The following is a 24,108-nucleotide window of genomic DNA, read 5'->3' as shown; positions in this document are numbered from 1 at the left end:
TGGGGTTGTTTCACATACCTTGCCATTGGCTTCCTGCCGACAAGGTTTAGGTTACAGGGGTAAAATTTTACCCGATATATTCAGTTACTGCTATGCAGTACGATGACAAATATAACAAAAAGCTAAAAACGCCGCCGCGCTTATTGCTGCGGCAACGCCAAAACTTCATGTGCATATGCCAACGCCCGCTGGATCACTTCCTCGATCGACATGCTGGTAGAATCCAACACGAGGGCATCGAGAGCCGGTACCAGTGGCGCAATAGCCCGATTACGGTCACGGTCATCCCGTTCCTTTATCTCGGCTAAAAGACGTTCAAAGTTAACATTAAAGCCCTTTTCCTGCAACTGTAGCATGCGACGATGCGCACGCTCTTCGGAACTGGCGTCAAGGAAAATTTTAACCGGCGCATCCGGGAACACCACCGTGCCCATGTCACGGCCATCGGCGATCAGGCCCGGAGCCTCGCGGAATGCGCGTTGGCGGCGCAGCAGCGCCTCACGAACTCGTGGGAACGCGGCCGTTTGCGAAGCCGTATTGCCAACGGTTTCGGTGCGGATCTCGTTACTGACGTCCTCACCTTCCAAAATAACCTGCAGCTTGCCGTCCTGAGCAACAAAGCGGACGTCGAGATGGGCGGCCAAGGGGACTAACGCCTCTTCAGAGGTGATATCCACCTGATGGTGCAACGCTGCCATGGCCAGGACGCGATAAATCGCGCCGGAATCCAGCAAACGCCAACCAAGGGATTCTGCCAGCGCTTTGCACAGTGTGCCTTTACCTGCACCACTTGGTCCATCAACGGTTATCACCGGAACTGTAGCCGTCATTTCTCTCTCCTTCAGGTAGAAACCTCACAGGAACACGCCTGCTGTCTGCCCAAATAGGAGCAGATTCGGGGGCGTATTATACGCGCCTGTGGAGTTTACTGTTACCGCGAACTGTCTGATTGCCGAAAAGATGGGCACCAATGCGCAAAAAAGGCCTCAAACGAGGCCCATTGATAACGAATATAGAGAAGACTAGGCCAATTGGCTGATACGCGCCAACTGCTCAAAATAGTCTGGGAAGGTCTTGGCGGTACACTTCGGATCAAGAATGGTCACCGGCGTATCGGACAGCGCCACCAGCGAGAAACACATCGCCATGCGGTGATCGTTGTAGGTTCCAATCTCGGCAAACTGCAGCTTGCTTGGCGGCACGACGTGAATGTAATCCTCACCTTCATCGACCTCTGCACCCACTTTGCGCAGTTCTGTTGCCATCGCCGCCAAACGGTCGGTTTCTTTTACCCGCCAGTTGTAGATATTGCGGATGGTGGTCGGCCCGGTCGCGAACAGCGCGGTGGTGGCAATGGTCATCGCCGCATCTGGAATGTGATTCATGTCCATATCGATGCCTTTCAACTCACCGCGGCTACACTCGATAAAGTCATCACCCCAGGTGATGCGCGCGCCCATTTTTTCCAGCACATCGGCAAATTTGGTATCGCCTTGCACGCTTTTCTTACCGATACCGGTGACACGCACGGTGCCGCCCTTAATCGCCGCAGCAGCCAGGAAATAGGATGCCGAAGAGGCATCACCCTCCACCAGATAGTCGCCTGGCGAACGGTAAGTCTGCTGCCCACGGATATGGAACACGCGATAGTTGTCGTGCGTGACTTCAACGCCGAAAGTACTCATCAGGTGCAGGGTAATATCGATATAAGGTTTGGAAACCAGCTCCCCCAAAATATGGATAGCGGTGTCTTGGGCCGCCAACGGTGCCATCATCAGCAAGGCAGTCAGGAACTGGCTGGATACGCTGCCGTCAACGCTGACGTCGCCGCCGCGGAAACCGCCACGCAGGCGCACAGGTGGATAATCGGTTTGTTCAAGGTAATCGATTTGCGCTCCGCCCTGGCGTAAGGCATCTACCAGATGGCCGATCGGGCGTTCTTTCATGCGCGGTTCGCCGGTCAACACCACGTCGCCCTCACCCAGGCACAGTGCCGCCGCTAATGGACGCATTGCCGTACCGGCATTACCGAGGAACAGCTCCAACGGCTGCGTGGCGACCAACGGGCCAGCGTTACCCTCAACGGAACAGGTGGTGCGATCGTCGGAGAGCTGGTAACTCACCCCCAGCGCTTGCAAGGCATTCAGCATATGACGCACGTCGTCGCTATCCAGCAGGTTGGTCAGCCGGGTTGTTCCCCGCGCCAGCGCAGCCAGTAGCAAAGCCCGATTGGATACGCTCTTGGAGCCGGGTAAGTTGACGGTGCCATCGACCAAAGCAACCGGTTGTAACGTCAGGGAATCCACCATGTGAACAAAACTCTCCAGAATCTGATAAACGAAACGGCCCCGGGATAATGCCGGAGCCGCTTTAATGCAAAAGGACAACAGCGGTACGACCGCCCGTTCAATGCGGGCGGTGGCAATCAACCATGGCGACGTTCAAAATCGACCATAAAGTCGGTCAGGGTCTTCACGCCCGCCAGCGGCATCGCATTATAGATGGAAGCACGCATGCCGCCTACTACGCGGTGGCCCTTCAGTGCCTGCAGGCCAATGGCTTCTGCTTCGCTCAGGAACACTTTATCCAGCGCAGGATCGGCAAGCTGGAATGGAACGTTCATCCAGGAGCGGTTGGCAATGGCCACGCGGCTACGGTAGAAGTCCGACTGATCGATAGTGCTATACAGCAACTCGGCCTTGGCCTGGTTGCGCTTTTGCATTTCCACCAGGCCGCCCTGCTCTTTCAGCCATTTGAAGACCAGGCCAGACAGATACCAGGCGAAGGTTGGCGGCGTATTGAACATCGAGTCATTTTCTGCCAACACGGTGTAATCCAGGATCGACGGGACTTCACGACGTGCTTTACCCAGCAGGTCATCACGCACGATCACCAGCGTCAGGCCAGCGGGACCAATGTTTTTCTGTGCGCCCGCATAGATAACGCCGAAACGGCTGACATCCAACGGACGGGAAAGGATGGTCGAAGAGTAATCGCCAATCACCACTTTATCGCCAAAGTCTGGCGTTTCATCAATCGCCACGCCGTCGATGGTTTCGTTCGGGCAATAGTGGACGTAAGCCGCGTTATCGCTCAGCTGCCACTCTTTCATTGGCTTGATGCCGCTTAAGCCATCAACGGTGGTTTTAACGTCGATCACGTTGGGCTGGCAGTATTTTTCCGCTTCGGTGATAGCACTGTGCGCCCAGTAACCGCCATCGATATAGTCGGCAGTGGTGTTATCGCCCAACAGGTTCAGTGGCAACGCGGCGAATTGCGCACGGGCACCGCCGTGGCAGAACAGCACTTTATAGTTGGCGGGGACTTTCAGCAGATCGCGCAGATCCTGTTCGGACTGTTCGGCGACGGCGATGAATTCTTTACTGCGATGGCTGATTTCCATCACCGAAGTGCCAAGACCGTGCCAGTTGCACAGCTCTTGTTCCGCACGACGCAACACTTCAACCGGCAGCATCGCCGGGCCTGAGCTAAAATTATAAACCTGAGTCATTTCCCCTCACCACATTCACTGTGCGCCGTAAAAACCGGCTTTCGACATATGCCCGAAGTTAACGCTGATGTTAACCAACTCTATCGGTTTTATCACTCACGTAACCCGGCTGCAATGCTTATTGTTCCAAGGGTGGGAAACTGGCGAGGCCGCAAATAACAGGCTCTGCGGCCTCAGGGTTTATTTGTGCCATAAAACGCTGTGACACTGGCGTATTCAGCGGGTTAACGCGGTTTTTTGTGCTGTATTCAGCTGACCCGGCTATGGGACAGGGCTGCGATCCATTTACGGTTGCCACAGCGTGGGCAGTCGTGTTCCGGTGATGGCGTCAAGGTGGAGATCAGGCTACACATGCCGCAGGCGTAATCCCCCTCCACATCAATCTCAACCACGCTTTTGACGCATTTTGCCGGTAATACCGGTAACCCGGGCCGTACCTGCTCATCCGGGTAAAAATACACAGATATGGTGCCGTTCACCTCAAGGATGGCTAATCTCACCTGCCCAAGGTGCTCAACACCGGCCTGACGGAGTTCCATAAAGAACTCATCATGAGTGATATTTTCCCGGCACAGGATGTCCCAATCGAACAGCCCTTCACTGACCAGAATCAACGGTTCACCCTCCATCCAGGTCTGGAGTTTTTGAAAGCGATCCATCAGCCAGGTGGAAAAGCGATACATCACCATGATGGAAACAAACACCATCAGCACCGGTAGCAAAGGAACATCGTGATAAAACGCAACGTCACCAGCGGCGGACCCCAGGGTCAGGATGATCAGCACTTCAAACAGCGACATTTGGCGTACGCCACGCCGCCCGGTCATTTTTAAAAAGATAAATACCAGCAAAAAAGTGAACAGGCAGCGTAGCGCCACCTCGGCCAAGAACTCTGGCGTGGTCTCGTCAAATGCCATTCTTTGGATATCAAATGCCTGCATGAAATCATTCCTGTGAAAAAGTGATTTCCTACAGCATAGTCTGGGCGGGGAAAATGGGGGCATTACGCCCCCACTTGAGTCAGGAATCAATACTGATTAAACATCGCCTGGATCTGTTTAGCGTCTTTGGTTTGAGTTAATGCCAGCTGTAGCAAAATTCTCGCTTTTTGCGGATTCAGCGTTCCAGCTGCCACAAAACCGAGTTTAGTATCATCCACTTCCGCATCTTCGGTGGTGGAACCGGTAGGCACGCGGGAGGAACGCACTACCGCCACGCCGTTATGGGCCGCCGTGGCCAGTGTATCAAACACGGTTTTATACAGGTTGCCGTTACCCACCCCGGCGCTGACGATCCCTTGATAACCTTCGGCGATCAGCGCCTTGGCCGGTGCATCGGACGCGTTGGCATAGTTATAGATAATACCGACCGTCGGCAGCGTACTCATCTGGTCGACGTTAAACGGCGTTTCGCTGGTGTGCTTGCGCTGTGGCGAACGTTGGTAGTCAATTTTGCCGTTGTGGATGTATCCCAACGGGCCAAAATTAGGTGACTGGAAAGTCTGTACGCCGGTGGTATTGGTTTTGGTCACGTCGCGGCCATCGAGCACCGTATCATTCATCACCACCAGCACGCCACGCTTGGCCGATTGAGGGTCAGCGGCTGTGACAACTGCGTTATACAAGTTAAATGGGCCATCGGCACTTATGGCCGTTGCCGGGCGCATCGCCCCCACGATCACTACCGGCTTATCGCATTTGACGGTGAGATCCAGGAAATAGGCGGTCTCCTCCAGCGTGTCGGTACCGTGGGTGATCACGAAACCATCGGTTTTGGCACAGTCCGCATTAATTTTCTTGACCAGCTTGAGCCAGACTTCGTCATTCATATCCTGCGAACCGATGTTGACCACCTGCTCGCCCTGCACGTTGGCAACTTTTTTCAACTCCGGCACCGCATCCACCAACGCCTCTACACCCAGTTTACCCGCAGTGTAGTTAGACTTGGTGGCCGAGTCGCCACCGCCAGCGATAGTACCGCCGGTGGCCAGCAAGGTGATATTAGGTAACGCCAGTGCCGAACCACAAACCCCGGACAACAGTAGTGCCAATACGCTAAGTTTCACTGATTTCATTACGTTTCTCCGTTATTGATAACCCGCTGAATTATCGTCTTTATCCACATAATTACTGTGACATCTGATCGGCTTTCGGAATACGTGGAGCTTGAGAACAAAACCCCGTATCATTGCGCGTTTTTAGTACGCCATATAAGTGAAGACAATGACGCAAACTTTTATTCCTGGCAAAGACGCTGCGCTGGAAGACTCCATCGCCCGTTTTCAGCAGAAATTAACCGATCTGGGTTTCAATATCGAAGAAGCCTCCTGGCTGAATCCGGTGCCACACGTCTGGTCAGTGCATATCCGCGATCGCGATTGCCCGCTGTGCTTCACCAACGGTAAGGGCGCCAGCAAGAAGGCCGCGCTGGCTTCCGCGCTGGGCGAGTATTTCGAGCGCCTGTCGACCAACTATTTCTTCGCCGATTTCTATTTGGGCCAACAGATTGCCGAAGGCGATTTCGTTCACTATCCCAATGAGAAATGGTTCCCGATCCCGGCTGACAACTCACTGCCAAAAGGCATCCTGGATGAGCGCACGCACGCCTTCTATGATCCGGAGCAGGAACTGACAGCCGGCGATCTGATCGATCTGCAGTCTGGCAATAGCGATCGTGGCATCTGCGCCCTGCCATTCACCCGCCAGTCGGATCAGCAGACCGTTTATATTCCGATGAACATCATCGGCAACCTGTATGTGTCCAACGGCATGTCCGCTGGCAATACCGCCAACGAAGCGCGGGTTCAGGGCCTCTCCGAAGTGTTCGAGCGTTATGTGAAAAACCGCATCATCGCCGAGTCCATCAGCCTGCCGGAAATCCCGAGCGAAGTGCTGAACCGCTATCCTGACGTGGTTGAGGCGATCGCCAAGCTGGAGGCCGAAGGCTTCCCGATCCTCTCTTATGATGCCTCGTTAGGCGGCAACTACCCGGTGATCTGCGTGGTGTTGTTCAACCCCGCCAACGGCACCTGCTTTGCCTCCTTTGGTGCTCACCCTGATTTCGGGGTCGCACTGGAGCGTACCGTTACCGAGCTGCTGCAAGGCCGCGGCTTGAAAGATCTGGATGTGTTTACCGCCCCGACCTTCGATGACGAAGAAGTGGCCGAGCACGCCAACCTGGAAACTCACTTCATCGATTCCAGCGGTTTGATCTCCTGGGATCTGTTCAAACAGGATGCCGACTATCCGTTTGTCGACTGGAGTTTCAGCGGCAGTACGCAGGAAGAGTTCGCCACCCTGATGAGCATCTTTAATAAAGAAGATGCCGAAGTGTATATCGCCGATTACGAGCACCTGGACGTGTACGCCTGCCGCATCATCGTTCCGGGGATGTCCGACATCTATCCGGCAGAGGATCTGCTGCTGGCAAACAACAGTATGGGCGCACACCTGCGTGAAACCCTGCTGCAACTGCCGGGCAGCGAATGGGAACCAGAAGAGTACCTGGCTCTGATCCAGCAGTTGGATGATGAAGGGCTGGACGATTTCACCCGCGTACGTGAATTGCTGGGCATTGCCTCTGGTAAAGACAACGCCTGGTACACCCTGCGTGTTGGCGAACTGAAATCCATGCTGGCATTGGCCGGTGGCGATCTCGAGCAGGCACTGATCTGGGCCGAGTGGACGCAGGAGTTCAACGCCTCGCTGTTTACCCCGGAGCGCAGTAACTACTACCGTTGCCTACAGACGCTGCTGCTGTTGGCGTTGGAGCCAGAACGCGACCCTGCCCAATATCACACGGCCTTCGTGAAGATGTATGGTCAGGATGCGGTTGACGCGGCCTCTGCGGCCATGAGCGGCGAAGAGCGCTTCAACGGCCTGTTTGCCATCGACAGTGATTTGAAAGCCCTGCCGGCCCACCAAGCGCTGTTGGCGGCTTACGAAAAACTGCAAACCGCTAAACGCCGTCACTGGGCGCAGGCATAAGCCTGATTGCTGAATTTGGCCGTAGGGGCGCCGCATGCAGCGCCCTTATGTTGTGAGCCAATGTAGTTGGTCATAAATTGGATTGATACGCCGGTAGAACCTTACCGGCGTTACTCCCCAAGAAGCAGCCTTTATTCGGTTGCCGATCAAAAAAAAGGCAAACCCTGGCGTTGAATGTTTTTATCAAAAGCGCACTTATCAGCCAACAGGATAATTAAATCGCCAATTGTTACGCCGGTGTGAAATATTAATTAACCATCAATTAATGCTTATTCATCAAAAAGCGACAATAAGTACAAAAACTTAACCCTTCCCAGCCCAAAACGCCGTTAACTTCAAAATTATTTGTAAACATTAAAAAATATTTTTTACATAAAAATCAACAATATAACTCAATAAACCCTACTAATTTTGCGGTTTTAAGCCGTTTTACTTCCGCGCGTTATGATCCAAGTCAATTTTTACCCTATACTGCTTTGCTAGTATCTCAGTGTGTTGTAATAACCCTTAAGAGCGAGAGTTAGTGTGAGAGCTGACAACCCCTTCGATATGCTGTTACCTGCCGCGATGGCGAAAGTTGCCGAGGATGCGGGGGTGTATAAAGCCACCAAGCATCCGCTGACGACTTTTTATTTAGCGATCACCGCAGGTGTGTTCATTTCTATCGCCTTTGTTTTTTATATCACAGCGACCACCGGCACCGCCGCCATTCCTTTCGGCCTCGCCAAGCTGGTGGGTGGTATCTGCTTCTCCATGGGGTTAATGCTGGTCGTCGTCTGCGGGGCGGACCTGTTTACCTCCACCGTACTGACCGTGATTGCCAAAGCCAGCGGGCGTATTACCTGGGGGCAACTGGCCCTTAACTGGTTAAACGTCTATGTTGGCAACCTGATTGGTGCCCTGTTCTTCGTTGCTCTGATCTGGTTCTCTGGCGAGTATATGGCAGCCAATGGCCTGTGGGGTTTGAACGTATTGCAAACCGCCGACCATAAACTGCACCACACCTTTATCGAAGCCGTCTGTCTGGGCATCCTGGCTAACCTGATGGTTTGCCTGGCAGTCTGGATGAGCTACTCCGGCCGCAGCCTGATGGACAAGATGTTCGCCATGATCCTGCCGGTAGCCATGTTCGTTGCCAGCGGCTTTGAGCACAGTATCGCCAACATGTTTATGATCCCTATGGGTATAGTGGTTAAGCATTTTGCCACGCCAGAGTTTTGGCAAGCCGTGGGGGCAGCACCCGAGCAATTCGCTCATCTGACCGTAAGCAACTTTATCATCGACAACCTGATCCCCGTCACCATCGGTAACATCATTGGCGGTGGTCTACTGGTTGGGTTGACTTACTGGGTAATTTATCTGCGTGGCGGCAAACAGAATCACTAATCTGTTGGCCGGCACGGCGCCGGGTTTACAAAGAAATCCACATTAGAAGGTAGGTGTATAATGACCGAACTTAACGAGAAGTTAGCGACCGCTTGGCAAGGTTTCAGCGAAGGTGACTGGCAGAAAGAAGTCAACGTACGTGACTTCATCCAGAAAAACTACACTCCTTACGAGGGCGATGAATCCTTCCTGGCTGGCGCAAGTCAAGCCACTACCACTCTGTGGGACAAGGTTATGGAAGGGATCAAACTGGAAAACCGCACCCATGCGCCAGTTGATTTCGATACCAACGTCGTCTCCACCGTGACTTCTCATGATGCGGGCTATATCAACAAAGATCTGGAAACCATCGTTGGTTTGCAGACCGATGCTCCTCTGAAACGCGCGCTGATCCCATTCGGCGGCATCAAGATGGTTGAAGGTTCATGCAAGGTTTATGGCCGTGAACTGGATCCACAAGTGAAGAAAGTGTTCACCGAATACCGCAAAACCCACAACCAGGGCGTATTCGACGTTTACACCAAAGACATCCTGAACTGCCGTAAGTCTGGCGTGTTGACCGGTCTGCCAGATGCATATGGCCGTGGCCGTATCATCGGTGACTACCGTCGCGTTGCTTTGTACGGTATCGACTTCCTGATGGCCGACAAGCTGAACCAGTTCAAGTCTCTGCAGACCCGTCTGGAAAATGGCGAAGATCTGGAAATGACCATCCAGTTGCGCGAAGAAATTGCTGAACAGCACCGTGCCCTGGCTCAGATTAAAGAAATGGCCGCCAAATACGGCTACGACATTTCTGGCCCAGCCAGCACCGCTCAAGAAGCCGTACAGTGGACCTACTTCGGCTACCTGGCCGCGGTGAAATCCCAGAACGGTGCAGCCATGTCCTTCGGCCGCGTATCTACCTTCCTGGACGTGTTCATTGAGCGCGATATCAAGGCCGGTAAACTGACCGAACTGCAGGCGCAAGAACTGATCGACCACCTGGTCATGAAACTGCGTATGGTTCGCTTCCTGCGTACTCCTGAGTATGATGAGCTGTTCTCTGGTGACCCAATCTGGGCAACAGAATCCCTGGCTGGTATGGGTGTTGATGGTCGTACGCTGGTAACTAAAAACAGCTTCCGCTTCCTGAACACGCTGTACACCATGGGGCCATCTCCAGAGCCAAACATGACTATCCTGTGGTCTGAAAAACTGCCGTTGAACTTCAAAAAATACGCCGCGAAAGTGTCTATCGACACCTCCTCCGTACAGTATGAAAACGACGACCTGATGCGCCCAGACTTCAACAACGATGACTATGCCATCGCCTGTTGCGTCAGCCCGATGATTGTCGGTAAGCAAATGCAGTTCTTCGGTGCGCGTGCCAACTTGGCGAAAACCATGTTGTACGCAATCAACGGCGGCGTTGATGAAAAACTGAAAATGCAGGTTGGCCCGAAAGAAGCCCCAATGATGGACACCGTGCTGGACTATGACAAAGTCATGGAACGTATGGACCACTTCATGGACTGGCTGGCCAAGCAGTATGTGACCTCGTTGAACATCATTCACTACATGCACGACAAGTACAGCTATGAAGCTGCGCTGATGGCTCTGCATGACCGTGATGTTTATCGCACCATGGCTTGTGGTATCGCGGGTCTGTCCGTAGCTGCCGACTCCCTGTCTGCCATCAAGTACGCCAAAGTATCCACCATCCGTGACGAAGACGGCCTGGCTGTCGACTTCAAAATCGAAGGTGAATATCCGCAGTTCGGTAACAACGATTCTCGCGTAGATGACATCGCTTGTGACCTGGTAGAACGTTTCATGAAGAAAATTCAGAAACTGCGTACCTACCGCAATGCGGTACCAACTCAGTCCGTGCTGACCATTACCTCTAACGTGGTTTATGGTAAGAAAACCGGTAACACCCCAGATGGCCGCCGTGCTGGCGCACCATTTGGTCCAGGTGCCAACCCAATGCACGGCCGCGATCAGAAAGGTGCTGTAGCCTCTCTGACCTCCGTAGCCAAACTGCCGTTTGCCTATGCGAAAGATGGTATCTCTTACACCTTCTCCATCGTGCCTAACGCGTTGGGTAAAGATGACGACGTGCGTAAAGCCAACCTGGCGGGTCTGATGGATGGTTACTTCCACCACGAAGCGTCCATCGAAGGCGGTCAGCACCTGAACGTGAACGTGATGAACCGTGAAATGCTGCTGGACGCGATGGAAAACCCTGAGAAATATCCTCAGCTGACCATCCGCGTATCGGGTTACGCAGTGCGTTTTAACGCGTTGACCAAAGAACAGCAACAAGACGTGATTACTCGTACTTTCACCCAGTCGATCTAATCGCGGTTTCTCCGGGGCGGATCGTTCTGCCCCGCTGAACAAATCTTACCAAGGCCGGATATTCCGGCCTTTTTACTAAGCACTCCCTGACTCTGGTCTTGAGTCTGTTTTGCCAGGTATCTACGCTGCTGCTTAGCCTGTGATAGGTATATACTGCATGGATATCTGGCAAAACAGTGATCCGGTACGTAACCGGCCAACAGGAATCGTTTTACCTGGCGCCTTTTTTCGCCACATCGTTGATCCCTGCCTGGCGGTTACCAGCCTATTTTAGACTGCGTTTGACAGTCGATTTTGGAGAAACCCGCAATGTCCTTGAAAGGCCGCATCCACTCTTTCGAATCCTGTGGCACCGTTGATGGCCCAGGTATCCGCTTTATCGTGTTCTTCCAGGGTTGCCTGATGCGCTGCCTGTACTGCCATAATCGCGATACCTGGGACACCCACGGCGGCAAAGAGGTCACGGTTGAAGAGCTGATGACCGATACCGTGGCCTACCGTCACTTTATGAACGCTTCCGGCGGTGGCGTAACGGCGTCCGGCGGCGAAGCGATCCTGCAGGCCGAGTTTGTCCGCGACTGGTTCCGCGCCTGTCACAAGGAAGGGATCAGCACCTGTCTGGACACCAACGGTTTTGTCCGCCGTTACGACCCAGTGATCGATGAGCTGCTGGATACTACCGATCTGGTGATGCTCGATCTGAAACAGATGAATGACGATATTCACCAGAACCTGGTGGGAGTTTCCAACCACCGCACGCTGGAGTTTGCCCGTTATCTGGCCAAGCGTAATCAACGCACCTGGATCCGCTACGTGGTGGTGCCGGGCTGGTCTGATGATGATAAATCTACGCATCTGCTCGGTGAGTTCACCAAGGATATGACCAATATCGAGAAGATCGAGCTGTTGCCTTACCACGAGCTAGGCAAGCACAAATGGATAGCGATGGGTGAAGAGTACAAGCTGGACGGCGTTCATCCGCCGAAGGCCGACACCATGGATCGCGTGAAAGGGATCCTGGAAAGCTACGGCCATAAAGTGATCTATTAAGCTCCCGCAGATGTCCTAACCTTCTTCCTGTGAGCGGTCTCTTGATCAGGTCCCCTGTTCAAGAGACTTCGCCAACATTGCGGTTGAACTGCTTTTTTGCAAAATGCATTAATAAATAACACTTAACAAAAACGGTGATTGCAGGGGAGATGACGGTCTATTAAATATTAACCAAACTTAAATATCGATTATTATAACAAATACAGATAATTACCTTACTCACTTACCCGCCACGGTTTGACTCCCGCATAGATTAAATTACATTCCCCCCACCCATCTTTACTTATTCATAAAATAAATTTACATATTACCTGCTTAGTATAACTGCGTCGCTCAAGCCAAACATCAGCAATGCTGGTAGAAATCAGGGTGGTTTACGCGTCAGCGATGAATTCTACAACGGCTGGTCATGGCCGATTAATACCAACAAAGGGACATGTTATGAACTCCTTGAATCATCTATTAGTAAGAAACCGTAGCTGGGCAACAGAACAGCAATGGCGGGACCCGAGTTACTTCTCACAGCTTGCAAAATCTCAGCACCCTGAAATTCTATGGATCGGCTGTTCTGACAGTCGAGTCCCTGCTGAAACTATCGTGCGTGCACAACCCGGCGAGCTATTTGTCCATCGTAATATTGCCAATATGGTCGAAGAACAAGATGATAATTTGATGAGTGTGGTGCAATACGCCGTGGAACATCTTGGTGTAAGCAGCATCGTCATTTGCGGGCATTACGGTTGCGGTGGGATCCAGTCAGCTTTAAGTATCCAAAATGTTCCAGTAAAAGACTCATTAACACGCCGTCTTGCATCTCTGCGCTTCTCTCTGGCCCCCCATCTAGTCACTCTAAAACCTCCCGAAAATGAAGAAACTGAGCATTTGAAAAAGGCCGTGTATGCCAACGTACAGGTACAACTGAATAAGCTCAGTAAAACCGCCATAATCCAGAGAGCCTGGCAACAGAATAAAGCATTGACGCTATTCGGCTGTATTTACGATATGCACACGGGATTCCTTAATATACTGGCGCAATACCCCGACGACGGAGAAGTGCCATGAGATACGCTAATTTTCGCTTTGATCTTCCGGCTGGATTAGTCGTATTCCTGGTCGCTCTGCCACTGTGTCTGGGGATCGCTCAAGCCAGTGGAGTTCCCCCCTTCGTGGGGTTACTGACTGGGATCATCGGCGGGCTCCTTGTCACACTACTCAGCCCTTCCCCTTTTTCCGTTAGCGGTCCTGCGGCCGGGTTGGTCACTATTGTTACCAGCGCAATCGTTTCTTTGGGCGATTTTCCAACCTTCTTGTTCGCGTTGCTACTGTCAGGAATATTTCAATTTGTCTTTGGAATGCTACGCAGTGGCAAATTGGCGACACTGATCCCCAGTGCGGTGATCCACGGTATGTTGGCAGGTATTGGCATCCTGCTTATTTTACAGCAATTGCCACTGGCTATGGGATACCCTGTAGGTCATGGGCTTAGCGAAGAAATCACTTTGCAGCAACTACAGGCAGACATTACCCCGGCAGCCATAATAGTCAGCATCGGGGCGCTACTGCTTATCAAATTCTGGGGGAGCTCTTCTGTTAAGCAGCGCCTGCGGCTTTCCGCATTACCGGGCCCTCTGATTGCCGTTTTATGGGGATGTTTATTTGTCTGGCTCGCAGAGCTTTTGTCACCCGGGCTGGCAAACCTGGCACGCATTGAATTGCCTGCGCTGACAAGTGTGGAAGCATTACAATCTCAACTCTCTTTTCCTAACTGGCAAGCTTGGCGTAATCCAGCGGTCTATGTGATAGCAATGACTATTGCCATCGTCGGCAGTTTGGAAACGCTGCTCAGTCAGGAGGCGTTGAAGAAAATTGCCCCCATGACGCCAGAACCGAGTGCCGATAAAGAGCTGCGTGCGCAAGGGGCCGGTAATATGCTAAGTGGCCTGATAGGGGGCTTACCTATCACCTCTGTGATCGTAAGAAGCTCTGCCAACGTGCAGGCTGGCGCGCGCAGCCGTCTGTCGATCCTCATCCATGGGCTATTATTACTGCTCAGTGCGGTGATATTTACAGATTTACTTAACAATATTCCCTTGGCGAGTTTAGCGGCAATTTTGATTTATACTGGCTTTAAGCTGGCACATCCAAAAATTATCTTATTGCTATGGCGGCAAGGCCTACAACAATTTATCCCCTTCACCGCCACCCTGTTCGGTATTTTATTTCTCGGTATGTTAGAAGGGATCGCCCTTGGACTAGGTGTACAACTGGTGGGAAGTTTGTACCAAAGCAATCGCAACGCCCTACGGTTGACGCATTACGACAATCACTACTTAATCAAATGTCAGCAAAACCTGACCTTTCTGAACAAGATGCGATTAAAACATTTATTGGGACAAATTAAGCCGGATAGCGAAGTGATCATAGATTGTGAAGGCATCGACTATCTGGATGACGATATTCGCGAAATGCTCAATGAGTACCGATATAGTGCAGCTAAAAGAGGGATAAACATTAGCCTGCACTTATCGGAAAATATCTTGGTACGCAATATCAATTAATTGCCTGTCACTCGAAAGATCGGTTTTTCATGTTCAGGCCGCAGCTAACGGGGTGTGGTGATGGTCCGGTTTCTTCAGCAGCATCACCAGATAGACCAGCGCCACTACCGCAATCATCACAAACAGCAGCCGATCGGAGTAGCTCTGCATCAGCATCGACGTCATCGATGGGCCTAGCAAGCTGCCAACGGTATAGCTCATCAACAATGTCTGGTTCATCGCCACCAACTGATGCGGCAGCACCTTTTCGCAGGCCCAGGACATCGCCACCGGGTATAAGGTAAAGCCAGCACAGCCCAGAATAAACAGCGCCGGAGCCATCGCATAGTTACCCAGCATTGCGATGCTGGCAAGGATCACCACGAACACCTGAATGCGCAGCACCAACAGGCGACCATAGCGATCGGCCAGGCGCCCTATCGGCCACTGACCCACGATGCCGGAACTGACCAGCAGCGCCATCCAGTAACCCACGTTGGCATCACTCATCCCCTGATGGTTTAAATACAGCGGCATCAGGCCGTACAGCGAGCCCAGCACAATCCCCGAGATAATACAGCCGTTGATGCCCAACCGGGCGTCACGACGCTTAAACATCTGCCAGATAGAGGCCTGCTGCGGCTCGTCATCTTGGTTATTAACCCGCGCAAACAGCATCGGCAACATAGCGGCCATCACAACGGCGGTCACCCACGGCACCACATCCAGCAGTTGGGTTGAAACACTGCTTAACAGCAACTGCCCCGCAACCGTACCGAGGTAGTAAACTATCATATACGCCGCCAACAATTGGCCACGGTTACTCAGATTACCGCTGCGCAACAGTGCGCTTTCAACGATCACCCAAATCCAGGCACAGCCTACCCCGGCAAAGAAGCGCCAGCCGATCCAACTCCAAAAGTCCAGCGACAGCACCATACCCACGGTAGCGAAGGCAAAGACCAGACAGGCGAGATGATAGCTGCGGGTAAAGCCAATCCGCTTGATCAGTTTGCCCGCCACCAGCGTTCCCAACAGGTTACCGGTAAAATAAGACGAACTGACCACCCCCACTTGCCAGGTTGGCAATTGAGCATGCGTTAACCAGAGGGGAACCAAAGTGTTCAAAACGGCGATGGAAACCGTAAGCAGCAATAGGCCACAGAGCAACATAAGCACTGGGCGAGAATATGCGGACATAGTGAAATTGAAACCGAACAGACAGAGTAGAGTGCGCGCATCATGCCACTGGCGATAAAAAAGTCAATCGGCGGTTAACGGGCGATCGCACAATATGTTTAACAACGGGTTAAAAGTGGCTTTATAGCTGTTCCGGCAACGATTTTTCACCCGAGGCGGCCAGGGAAATATGCCCATGAAAGCAGGAAAGCTTGCACAGTCCGCAACCATTACACAGCGTGTCGTCACACTGCAATTGGCGGGCTCCGTTTTCAGAAAGCTGGAAGGATAAAGCCTGTTGCGGGCAGTTGATGGTACACATCCGGCAGCTGTCTTGCCGCCCCAGGCAGCTATGGCTGATTTGCGGGCGCAGCAGCGTGTCGCAGGGCATTTTGTCACGCAGCGCCCCGGTTTGGCAGGCGGTGGTGCATTTGCGGCAAACATCACACTCGGTGAAATCGATGCTCAATACCGGCTTGTTTTGCTCGAGGCTCAATAAACCGTACGGGCAACTGCTCACGCAGCCGCCACAGCCGTTGCACAACGCGCTGAACAACGCCTCCGGCAAAGCCTGAGGTGGACGAGCCACCGCAGGCAATGTCACAGAGGACGTATCCTGTTCCGGCAAGGCTTTATTACGATCCAGCCAACCAGTCAGCAACCGGCGGCGGCTATTGCCTTGCGCAGACAGTTGCTGGTTGTTGTTCATTAGAAATACAGCTCCAGGCTCGGCACCGGTGACGGGCACTCTTCCGCCCAGGCAGCCAACGTGATTTGTGCCAACTGAGCCACACCTTGATAGAACGGATGTCCGGCATGTTGCTGCAGCAGCTCCAGATAACGCGGTGCCCACGGCAGAATGTGCAGCGCAATCAGCCCGGAAATCATTTTGTGCTGCTTCTCTTCGGCCAACCAGGCCGCCATCATCAGCAAAGTGCCAATATGGTCTTCCGGCTCATTCTGGTTGCGCTGGGCTTCGATACCGTTCACCCGCAGCCATTGGCGCAGGCGCAGCGTCGAATCACCAAACAGCACGCTCTCTCTATCCAGGTAGACCGATCCCCAAGGAGGAGCAACCAGCGTATGTGGGCCAACAAACAGGCGTTGATAAGCTTCTGACAGCGTCTCTGGCTGGTTTCCAGTCAAACCTTCGGCAATCAGGGCTGCTGCCTCTTGCACGCCTTCATAAGGCCATTCGGTCAACCACTGCGGGTCGGCCAGAGAATCCAGTAAAGGCTGGCACTCTTTGCTCTCCGGTGGGGCATACAATAAAACACCTAGCACACGGCCAGTCAGGGCAATTTTTTCAAGCATCATAACTTGGGGCTTCTCCAGGGGCGCAGCCAGGCCGCGCCCAGATTAACGTTAGCCAGCCACGGCCATGCCAACGGTCATATGCAGGCCGTAGAACACGCCACGGCCAATCAACTCACCGGCAAAGACTAACACAAAGCCCAAGGTCAACCCCATCACACTGGCGTTACCACGGCGCAACTGCGGGCAAATCCAGCAACCCAGGCCGAGAACCAGCAATACCAGCCGCCATACCATCAGTTGGCCATATTCCGGGATCAGTGCCGACGCCTGCTGTACCGAGCTGCTGATAGTGGCCAACTCACTGCCCTGCAACAGCGCCGAGCACAGGCTAAGCAGCAGCGCCAGCACGCTGATCATCATCAGTTGACCACGGCCAGCCACTTGCAGACCGGCGGCCCGCAGCAGCAACACACCCAACAGCGGCCCGCCAATAAACACCGACAGGAAGAAATTAAGCGTGGTGTAACCGTTATGCCAGGTCGGTACGGTATCGATCTGGTAGACACGCGTCATGGCGTAGACAAACAGCAGGCCTAGCACCATGGTGAGCACCAGCCAGGCTTTACCCAGCGCCGGCGGCATTTTTTTCAACACGGCCAGCAGCCAATAGAGGCCACCAACCGCAAAAAACACCGAACCGCTGGCGATTTCATTACTCAACGCCGACTCACCGATGCGATTGAGCGAGTTAAAGGCCCTGATCGGCGTCCCCAGGTGCATCACGGAGGCGATAAAGGCAATCCCCATCAGCAACCACAGGAAAAACATAGAACCGTGGACCGCCTTGCTCTGGCGATCGGTCAGATTACCGGCGATCAACGCCAGCCCCATTACGATGACGCCGCCCACCACAAACTGCCCTAATACGGTGAACACCATCAGCGGCCATTCATGCCATCCCGTTCCCATTTTAAACCTCCTTCGGATTAGCCAGATGGCCGGTAGTGTCACCACTCGGGCGGCTGTTGGCGTTAGGTTTCAGTACGATGCACGGTTTGGTGAAATGCGCGGCCGGTAACGGTGCCACTTGCGCCAGGGTGCCATGTTGTTTACGCAGTTCGTCGATCGGGCCAAAGTCCAGTGCACGCAGCGGGCAGGACTCGACACAAATCGGCTTTTGGCCAACGGCGACGCGCTCATAGCAGCCATCGCACTTGGTCATGTGGCCTTTCGCTTCGTTGTACTGCGGTGCGCCGTATGGGCAAGCCATATGGCAGTAGCGGCAACCGATACATATCTCTTCGTTCACCACCACAAAGCCGTCTTCCCGCTTGTGCATGGCGCCGCTTGGGCACACTTTGGTGCAGGCCGGGTCTTCGCAGTGGTTACAGGCGATTGACAGGTAATAGGCAAACACGTTCTGGTGCCAGCTATCGCCGTCCTGCTGCCAGTCGCCCCCGGCATACTCATAGATGCGGCGGAAGCTGACGTCCGGGGTCAGGTTTTTATAGTCTTTGCAGGCCAGCTCGCAGGTTTTGCAGCCGGTGCAACGACTTGAATCAATGTAGAATCCATATTGCGTAGTCATCAGCTACTCCTTAAAGTTTGGCGACCTGGACCAGATTGGTGTGAGAAGGATTGCCCTTGGCCAACGGCGACGGGCGCTGGGTGGTCAAGACGTTGATACTGCCAGCATGATCGATACGGCTACCATCTGGCGCATACCAGGCTCCTTCACCCATAGCGACCACCCCTGGCAACATGCGCGGCGTCACCTTGGCATTAATGCGTACCTCACCACGGTCGTTGAAAATACGGATCAGGTCCCCGTTGGCTATGCCGCGGGATTGCGCATCGATCGGGTTGATCCACATCTCCTGGCGGCAAGCGGCCTTCAGCACGTCTACGTTGCCGTAGGTGGAGTGGGTTCTGGCCTTGTAGTGGAAACCGGTCATCTGCAATGGATACTTGCCGCTTAACGGATCGTCGAGGCTTTCGAAACCGGCCGCATACACCGGCAGCGGGTCGATAACGTCGTCCTTGGATAATTCCCAAGTCGCTGCCAGTTCCGCCAGTTGGGCAGAATAGATCTCGATCTTGCCTGAAGGTGTTTTCAGTGGATTAGCCTGCGGATCGGCCCGGAATGCTTTGTAAGCCACATGGTGACCATCGGGATCGCGCTGCTTGAAGATCCCTTGCTTGAGGAACTGTTCAAACTCCGGTAGCGCCGGAATGGCTTCGCGGGATTGCTGATAAAGGTGACGCAACCACTCTTCCTGAGTCCGCCCCTCAGTGAAGACCTGCTCAACCCCCATACGCCGGGCGATCTCGCTAGTCATTTCATAAATGTTCTTACATTCAAACTGCGGCTTGATCGCCTGATCGGCGAAGATGACGTAGCCCATATTGCCGCTTGAGGCATCCAGACAGAAATCCATCTGCTCAGAGGCGGTGCAATCTGGCAGCACCAGATCGGCATATTTCGCCGACGAGGTCATGTGGTTATCGATCACCACGATCATCTCGCACTTCTTCTCGTCTTGCAGAATGTCATGGGTACGGTTGATTTCTGAGTGCTGATTAATCAGGCAGTTACTGGCATAGTTCCAGATAAACTTGATCGGCACGTCCAGCTTGTCTTTGCCCTGCACGCCGTCACGCTTGGCGGTCATTTCCGGCCCACGCAGAATGGCATCGGTCCACATGAACATGGAGATGCTGGTTTTAACCGGATTCTCCAAAGTCGGCATCCGAACAAACGGCAGGCCGTAGGAGCCTTCGCGCGCCCCCGTGTTACCGCCATGGATCCCGACGTTACCGGTGAGGATCGGCAACATGGCGATGGCACGTGAGGTCAATTCACCGTTGGCATGGCGTTGCGGCCCCCAACCTTGGGAAATGAACGCAGGTTTGGTACTGCCTATTTCGCGCGCCAGTTTGACGATGCGGTCGGCCGGGATACCGGTAATTTTTGAGGCCCAGGCAGGCGTTTTCTCAATGCCGTCGTCACCTTGGCCCAGGATATAAGCCTTATAGTGCCCATTAGCTGGAGCCCCCGCAGGTAAGGTTTTTTCGTCGTAACCCACGCAGTATTTATCCAGGAACGGCTGATCGACCAAGTTCTCGCTGATTAACACATGCGCCAACCCGGCAGCCAGTGCCGCATCGGTGCCAGGGCGAATGGGGATCCACTCGTCTTCCCTACCGGCAGCGGTATCGGTGTAGCGCGGATCGATCACAATCATGCGCGCATTCGAACGCTCACGCGCCTGCTCCAGCAGGTAGGTGACCCCGCCGCCGCTCATGCGGGTTTCGCCAGGGTTGTTGCCGAACAGCACCACCAGCTTGCTGTTTTCGATGTCCGTCGGGCTGTTACCGTCAGCCCAACCGCCGTAGGTATAATTCAGCCCCATGGCGATCTGCGCGGTGCTGTAGTCACCATAGTGGTTCAGATAGCCGCCGCAGCAGTTCATCAGGCGCGCGATCAACGTAGAACCCGGTGGCCAGGAGCGGGTGACAGTGCCCCCCAAGGTGCCGGTGCCGTAGTTCAAATAGATGGCTTCATTGCCATAGTCTTTGATGATGCGCTTCATGTTGTCAGCGATCAGCGTGTAGGCTTCATCCCAGCTTATCTGCTTGAATTTTCCTTCGCCCCGCTTGCCCACGCGCAGCATGGGGTACTTCAGGCGGTCCGGGTTATACACGCGGCGGCGCATTGAACGCCCACGCAGGCAGGCACGAACCTGATGCAACTCTTGGTACTCGTCGTTGCCTGTATTATCCGTTTCGACATATTTGATCATACCGTCGACCACATGCATCCGCAGCGGGCAACGGCTACCGCAGTTTACCGTACACGCGCTCCACACCACTTTTTCTTCTGGTTTAGCAAGGGCGGATGTCGGGGAGGTTTCAGCGCTGGCACGACGGCTGAAAGGTAGGGAAACGCCACCAACGGCAAGGGCAAGCCCGCCAATGGCACTGTTTTTGACCAGCTTTCGCCTGGAACACTGAAAGCCGGTTAGAGGTTTTTTGGGGGACTCGCTCATAATATTTCGCTCTGGGTTGCTTCAATCAGCCAGGGGTATGGCTACAGGAAAATCTGCAATCAACTACGCAGATCGGTTTTAAAATGGCAGGTAATGGTTTTTTTATTTTGACCTGCTCTAGGTGGAACTATCCTCCTAAATAGGTAGTTCCACCTTGTTCACAATCAATAAATAGTTGATATCACTGCCATTATTGATAATGATTATTATTTCATACCTTTTCGATCTCTATCAGATTGGTATGCTGCGGGTTACCTTTCGCCAGCGGCGATGGCCGGTGGGTGGTGAGCGTATTCATGCAGGCACCGTGATCGATACGGTCGCCGTTCATGTTGGCCTGATGCCAGGCTCCCTGCCCCATAGCTACCACGCCCGGCATGATGCGCGGTGTCACCTTGGCGGCCACGCGAACTTCGCCACGGCCATTGAATACCCGCACCGTTTCACCGCTGGCAATGCCGCGCTGGCTGGCATCCAGCGGATTGATCCAGACTTCCTGCGGGCAAGCCGCCTGCAGCACATCGATATTGCCGTAGCTGGAGTGGGTCCGGGCCTTATAGTGGAAACCGAACATTTGCAGCGGGTAGGTGTTACGCAACGGATCATCCCAACCTTCAAAGGTTGAGGCGTAGACCGGCAGCGGGCTGATGGTTTCGTCCTTCTCCAACTCCCAACTGTTGGCAATCTCTGCCAACTTGGCCGAATAGATCTCAATCTTGCCTGAAGGCGTTTTCAACGGGTTGGCTGCGGGATCGTCCCGGAATTTTTTATAGGCCACAAAGTGCCCATTAGGGTCTTTACGCTTGTATATCCCCATGCTGCGCAAGGCTTCATACGAGGGCAACTGCGGGTCCTTTGCCAACATCTTGGCGTAAAGGTATTGCAGCCACTGCTCCTGAGTACGCCCTTCGGTGAATTTTTGGTGCACCTCAGGCCCAAGGCGGCGCGCCACCTCGCTCATCACTTCATAGATGGGTTTACGTTCAAACTTGGCAGAGGTGGCTGGCTGGATAAAGATCAGGTAACCCATATTGCCAGCGTAGTCGTTTGGGATGATGTCCTCCTGCTCGACCGTCATCAGGTCCGGCAGCAGAATATCGGCGTATTTCGCCGAGGAGGTCATAAAGTTTTCCAGCACCACGATCATTTCACACTGGGAGTCATCCTGCAGAATGTCGTGGGTTTTGTTGATATCGGAGTGCTGGTTGGTAATGGTATTACCGGCATAGTTCCAGATGAACTTGATCGGCACGTCCAACTTGTCTTTGCCGCGTACCCCATCATGTTTGGCGGTCATTTCCGGGCCGCGGGCGATGGCATCGGTCCAGCTGAAGCAGGAAATCTGCGTTTTTACCGGATTTTCCAGCACCGGCATCCGTTCAATGGTGATGGTGTAGGTTGATTCACGCGCGCCGCTGTTACCGCCGTTGATCCCCACGTTGCCGGTCAGGATCGGCAGCATGGCAATGGCCCGCGAGGTGAGCTCACCATTTGCCTGGCGCTGTGGCCCCCAACCTTGGGAGATATAGGCCGGTTTGGCACTGCCAATTTCACGTGCCAGCTTGATGATACGCTCGGCCGGAATGCCGGTGATCTGCGATGCCCACTGTGGAGTCTTCTCAACGCCGTCCTCGCCCTGCCCCAGGATATAAGCCTTGTAGTGGCTGTTGGCTGGTGCACCGGCAGGTAAGGTTTTCTCATCGTAACCCACGCAGTAGTTATCCAGGAACGGTTGGTCGACCAAATCTTCGCTGATCAATACGTGCGCCAATCCGGCGACCAGAGCGGCATCAGTGCCTGGCCGGATCGGGATCCACTCATCTTCCCGACCAGCGGCCGTATCCGTATAACGCGGATCGATGACGATCATGCGCGCGTTAGAACGTTCCCGAGCCTGCTCCAGGAAGTAGGTGATGCCACCGCCGCTCATGCGGGTTTCCGCTGGATTGTTGCCGAACAGCACCACCAGCTTGCTGTTTTCAATATCAGAGGTGCTGTTACCTTCATTGCTGCCGTAGGTATAAGGCATGGCGCAGGCGATCTGGGCGGTGCTGTAGGTGCCATAGTGGCTGAGAAAACCACCGTAGCAGTTCATCAGGCGGGCAACCAGCGAGGCATAAGGCGAAGAACGGGTAATATTGCCGCCGACAATGCCAGAGGTATAGTTGATGTAAACGGCTTCATTGCCGTATTTGGCGACGATGCGTTGCAGGCTGGCGGCAATTTCGCTGTAAGCCTCTTCCCAACTGATGCGTTTGAATTTACCTTCGCCACGTTTGCCGACGCGTTTCATCGGGTAATTCAAGCGTTCCGGATGGTTCATGCGCCGGCGCATGGAGCGGCCACGCAGACAGGCGCGCACCTGATGGTTGCCATAAACATCGTCGCCCGTGTTGTCGGTTTCAACCCAGTAAACTTCGTCATCGCGTACGTGTAACCGCAAGGCGCAGCGGCTGCCACAGTTAACCGAGCAGGCTCCCCACACCACTTTATCCTGCGGTGCGGGTTGCACCGCGGTGTCGACCGTTTCTGCCACTGCATGGCGACTAAAAGGCAACGAAAAACCGCCAGCGACCAGGGTCAAGCCCGCTACCGTGCCGGATTTCATTAGCGTACGGCGGCTGATACCGTTGGATGATGTTGCAGATTTTTGCTTCGACATAGCTCACTCCAGGTCTTGCCCGAACAACGGGAAAAGTCATGCCTTGGTCGGCAGAGACAGGAGGAAGCTGAATTAGCGCTGGGTGGTTTGATGTGGAAAAATAATTCCCCCTCCATGGGTAAGGATATTACTCACAAGGAGGTAATAA

General features: G+C 53.6%; 18 protein-coding genes. 6 read left to right on the top strand and 12 right to left on the bottom strand.

Annotated features, from left to right (window positions below):
- Positions 1-140 precede the first annotated feature (140 nt).
- The 5 genes from cmk to ansB all read right to left on the bottom strand — a co-directional run bounded on the left by cmk (position 141) and on the right by ansB (position 5,585).
- The gene (cmk, locus tag ACMV5I_RS15605) at positions 141-830 is read right to left on the bottom strand and encodes a (d)CMP kinase (RefSeq protein WP_414824768.1); all 690 of its coding nucleotides are present in this window, start codon (positions 828-830) and stop codon (positions 141-143) included.
- 192 nt (positions 831-1,022) lie between these two features.
- On the bottom strand, positions 1,023-2,309 hold the full coding sequence (aroA, locus tag ACMV5I_RS15600; RefSeq protein WP_024484604.1) for a 3-phosphoshikimate 1-carboxyvinyltransferase: 1,287 nt from the start codon (positions 2,307-2,309) through the stop codon (positions 1,023-1,025).
- A gap of 116 nt (positions 2,310-2,425) precedes the next feature.
- Positions 2,426-3,511 (bottom strand): 3-phosphoserine/phosphohydroxythreonine transaminase, encoded by a 1,086-nt coding sequence (gene serC / locus ACMV5I_RS15595; protein ID WP_024484605.1) that lies wholly within the window; start codon positions 3,509-3,511, stop codon positions 2,426-2,428.
- 248 nt (positions 3,512-3,759) lie between these two features.
- Positions 3,760-4,452, bottom strand: coding sequence for a DUF421 domain-containing protein (locus ACMV5I_RS15590; protein WP_248946599.1), 693 nt, complete (start codon positions 4,450-4,452; stop codon positions 3,760-3,762).
- An 86-nt stretch (positions 4,453-4,538) separates the two neighbouring features.
- Positions 4,539-5,585, bottom strand: a complete 1,047-nt coding sequence (ansB, locus tag ACMV5I_RS15585; RefSeq protein ID WP_414824767.1) for an L-asparaginase 2 — start codon at positions 5,583-5,585, stop codon at positions 4,539-4,541.
- Positions 5,586-5,733: 148 nt separating this feature from the next.
- Between ansB and ycaO the strand changes: the two genes are divergently transcribed.
- From ycaO to ACMV5I_RS15555, 6 genes are all read left to right on the top strand, one after another.
- Positions 5,734-7,497: a 30S ribosomal protein S12 methylthiotransferase accessory factor YcaO gene (gene ycaO / locus ACMV5I_RS15580; protein ID WP_414824766.1), complete on the top strand. Its 1,764-nt coding sequence runs from the start codon at positions 5,734-5,736 to the stop codon at positions 7,495-7,497.
- A 525-nt stretch (positions 7,498-8,022) separates the two neighbouring features.
- A complete protein-coding gene (focA, locus tag ACMV5I_RS15575; RefSeq protein ID WP_121606466.1) occupies positions 8,023-8,883 on the top strand; it encodes a formate transporter FocA in 861 nt (286 codons plus the stop codon).
- 60 nt (positions 8,884-8,943) lie between these two features.
- Positions 8,944-11,226: a formate C-acetyltransferase gene (gene pflB, locus ACMV5I_RS15570; RefSeq protein WP_065685327.1), complete on the top strand. Its 2,283-nt coding sequence runs from the start codon at positions 8,944-8,946 to the stop codon at positions 11,224-11,226.
- A gap of 309 nt (positions 11,227-11,535) precedes the next feature.
- Positions 11,536-12,276 (top strand): pyruvate formate lyase 1-activating protein, encoded by a 741-nt coding sequence (pflA, locus tag ACMV5I_RS15565; RefSeq protein WP_024484611.1) that lies wholly within the window; start codon positions 11,536-11,538, stop codon positions 12,274-12,276.
- A 441-nt stretch (positions 12,277-12,717) separates the two neighbouring features.
- A complete protein-coding gene (locus ACMV5I_RS15560) occupies positions 12,718-13,338 on the top strand; it encodes a carbonic anhydrase (RefSeq protein ID WP_414824765.1) in 621 nt (206 codons plus the stop codon).
- Complete coding sequence (locus tag ACMV5I_RS15555) at positions 13,335-14,834, top strand: SulP family inorganic anion transporter (protein WP_414824764.1); 1,500 nt, start codon at positions 13,335-13,337, stop codon at positions 14,832-14,834. Before ACMV5I_RS15560 ends, ACMV5I_RS15555 begins: the two co-directional genes overlap by 4 nt.
- 33 nt (positions 14,835-14,867) lie before the next feature.
- Here ACMV5I_RS15555 and ACMV5I_RS15550 read toward each other — a convergent pair whose 3' ends face one another.
- From ACMV5I_RS15550 to ynfE, 7 genes are all read right to left on the bottom strand, one after another.
- Complete coding sequence (locus ACMV5I_RS15550; RefSeq protein ID WP_065685328.1) at positions 14,868-16,013, bottom strand: MFS transporter; 1,146 nt, start codon at positions 16,011-16,013, stop codon at positions 14,868-14,870.
- Positions 16,014-16,134: 121 nt separating this feature from the next.
- Positions 16,135-16,701: a ferredoxin-type protein NapF gene (gene napF, locus ACMV5I_RS15545; RefSeq protein ID WP_414824763.1), complete on the bottom strand. Its 567-nt coding sequence runs from the start codon at positions 16,699-16,701 to the stop codon at positions 16,135-16,137.
- Positions 16,701-17,309 (bottom strand): Tat proofreading chaperone DmsD, encoded by a 609-nt coding sequence (dmsD, locus tag ACMV5I_RS15540; RefSeq protein ID WP_414824762.1) that lies wholly within the window; start codon positions 17,307-17,309, stop codon positions 16,701-16,703. Before dmsD ends, napF begins: the two co-directional genes overlap by 1 nt.
- 48 nt (positions 17,310-17,357) lie before the next feature.
- Positions 17,358-18,218: a DmsC/YnfH family molybdoenzyme membrane anchor subunit gene (locus ACMV5I_RS15535; RefSeq protein WP_046808140.1), complete on the bottom strand. Its 861-nt coding sequence runs from the start codon at positions 18,216-18,218 to the stop codon at positions 17,358-17,360.
- Position 18,219: 1 nt separating this feature from the next.
- A complete protein-coding gene (locus ACMV5I_RS15530; RefSeq protein ID WP_021804936.1) occupies positions 18,220-18,837 on the bottom strand; it encodes a DMSO/selenate family reductase complex B subunit in 618 nt (205 codons plus the stop codon).
- Positions 18,838-18,847: 10 nt separating this feature from the next.
- A complete protein-coding gene (gene dmsA / locus ACMV5I_RS15525) occupies positions 18,848-21,298 on the bottom strand; it encodes a dimethylsulfoxide reductase subunit A (protein ID WP_414824761.1) in 2,451 nt (816 codons plus the stop codon).
- Between the two features lie 211 nt (positions 21,299-21,509).
- Positions 21,510-23,960 carry a selenate/tellurate reductase subunit YnfE gene (ynfE, locus tag ACMV5I_RS15520; RefSeq protein WP_414824760.1) on the bottom strand — a complete coding sequence of 817 codons (2,451 nt, stop codon included), beginning with the start codon at positions 23,958-23,960 and terminating at the stop codon, positions 21,510-21,512.
- Between the last annotated feature and the right edge of the window lie 148 nt (positions 23,961-24,108).

The organism is Serratia sp. T13T92, from assembly GCF_047530105.1.
GTDB lineage: Bacteria > Pseudomonadota > Gammaproteobacteria > Enterobacterales > Enterobacteriaceae > Chania > Chania fonticola.
Note: the sequence above shows the minus strand (reverse complement) of the source record. Positions and strands in the feature narration are given on the sequence as shown.

Excerpts from the sequence above, each read along its gene's own strand:
- pflA (WP_024484611.1), top strand. The coding sequence starts at position 11,536 with ATGTCCTTGAAAGGCCGCATCCACTCTTTCGAATCCTGTGGCACCGTT.
- ACMV5I_RS15535 (WP_046808140.1), bottom strand. The coding sequence starts at position 18,218 with ATGGGAACGGGATGGCATGAATGGCCGCTGATGGTGTTCACCGTATTA.
- ACMV5I_RS15555 (WP_414824764.1), top strand. The coding sequence starts at position 13,335 with ATGAGATACGCTAATTTTCGCTTTGATCTTCCGGCTGGATTAGTCGTA.
- napF (WP_414824763.1), bottom strand. The coding sequence starts at position 16,701 with ATGAACAACAACCAGCAACTGTCTGCGCAAGGCAATAGCCGCCGCCGG.
- ACMV5I_RS15550 (WP_065685328.1), bottom strand. The coding sequence starts at position 16,013 with ATGTCCGCATATTCTCGCCCAGTGCTTATGTTGCTCTGTGGCCTATTG.
- ACMV5I_RS15560 (WP_414824765.1), top strand. The coding sequence starts at position 12,718 with ATGAACTCCTTGAATCATCTATTAGTAAGAAACCGTAGCTGGGCAACA.
- pflB (WP_065685327.1), top strand. The coding sequence starts at position 8,944 with ATGACCGAACTTAACGAGAAGTTAGCGACCGCTTGGCAAGGTTTCAGC.
- dmsD (WP_414824762.1), bottom strand. The coding sequence starts at position 17,309 with ATGATGCTTGAAAAAATTGCCCTGACTGGCCGTGTGCTAGGTGTTTTA.
- ACMV5I_RS15530 (WP_021804936.1), bottom strand. The coding sequence starts at position 18,837 with ATGACTACGCAATATGGATTCTACATTGATTCAAGTCGTTGCACCGGC.
- ACMV5I_RS15590 (WP_248946599.1), bottom strand. The coding sequence starts at position 4,452 with ATGCAGGCATTTGATATCCAAAGAATGGCATTTGACGAGACCACGCCA.
- serC (WP_024484605.1), bottom strand. The coding sequence starts at position 3,511 with ATGACTCAGGTTTATAATTTTAGCTCAGGCCCGGCGATGCTGCCGGTT.
- cmk (WP_414824768.1), bottom strand. The coding sequence starts at position 830 with ATGACGGCTACAGTTCCGGTGATAACCGTTGATGGACCAAGTGGTGCA.
- ycaO (WP_414824766.1), top strand. The coding sequence starts at position 5,734 with ATGACGCAAACTTTTATTCCTGGCAAAGACGCTGCGCTGGAAGACTCC.
- dmsA (WP_414824761.1), bottom strand. The coding sequence starts at position 21,298 with ATGAGCGAGTCCCCCAAAAAACCTCTAACCGGCTTTCAGTGTTCCAGG.
- aroA (WP_024484604.1), bottom strand. The coding sequence starts at position 2,309 with ATGGTGGATTCCCTGACGTTACAACCGGTTGCTTTGGTCGATGGCACC.
- ynfE (WP_414824760.1), bottom strand. The coding sequence starts at position 23,960 with ATGTCGAAGCAAAAATCTGCAACATCATCCAACGGTATCAGCCGCCGT.
- ansB (WP_414824767.1), bottom strand. The coding sequence starts at position 5,585 with ATGAAATCAGTGAAACTTAGCGTATTGGCACTACTGTTGTCCGGGGTT.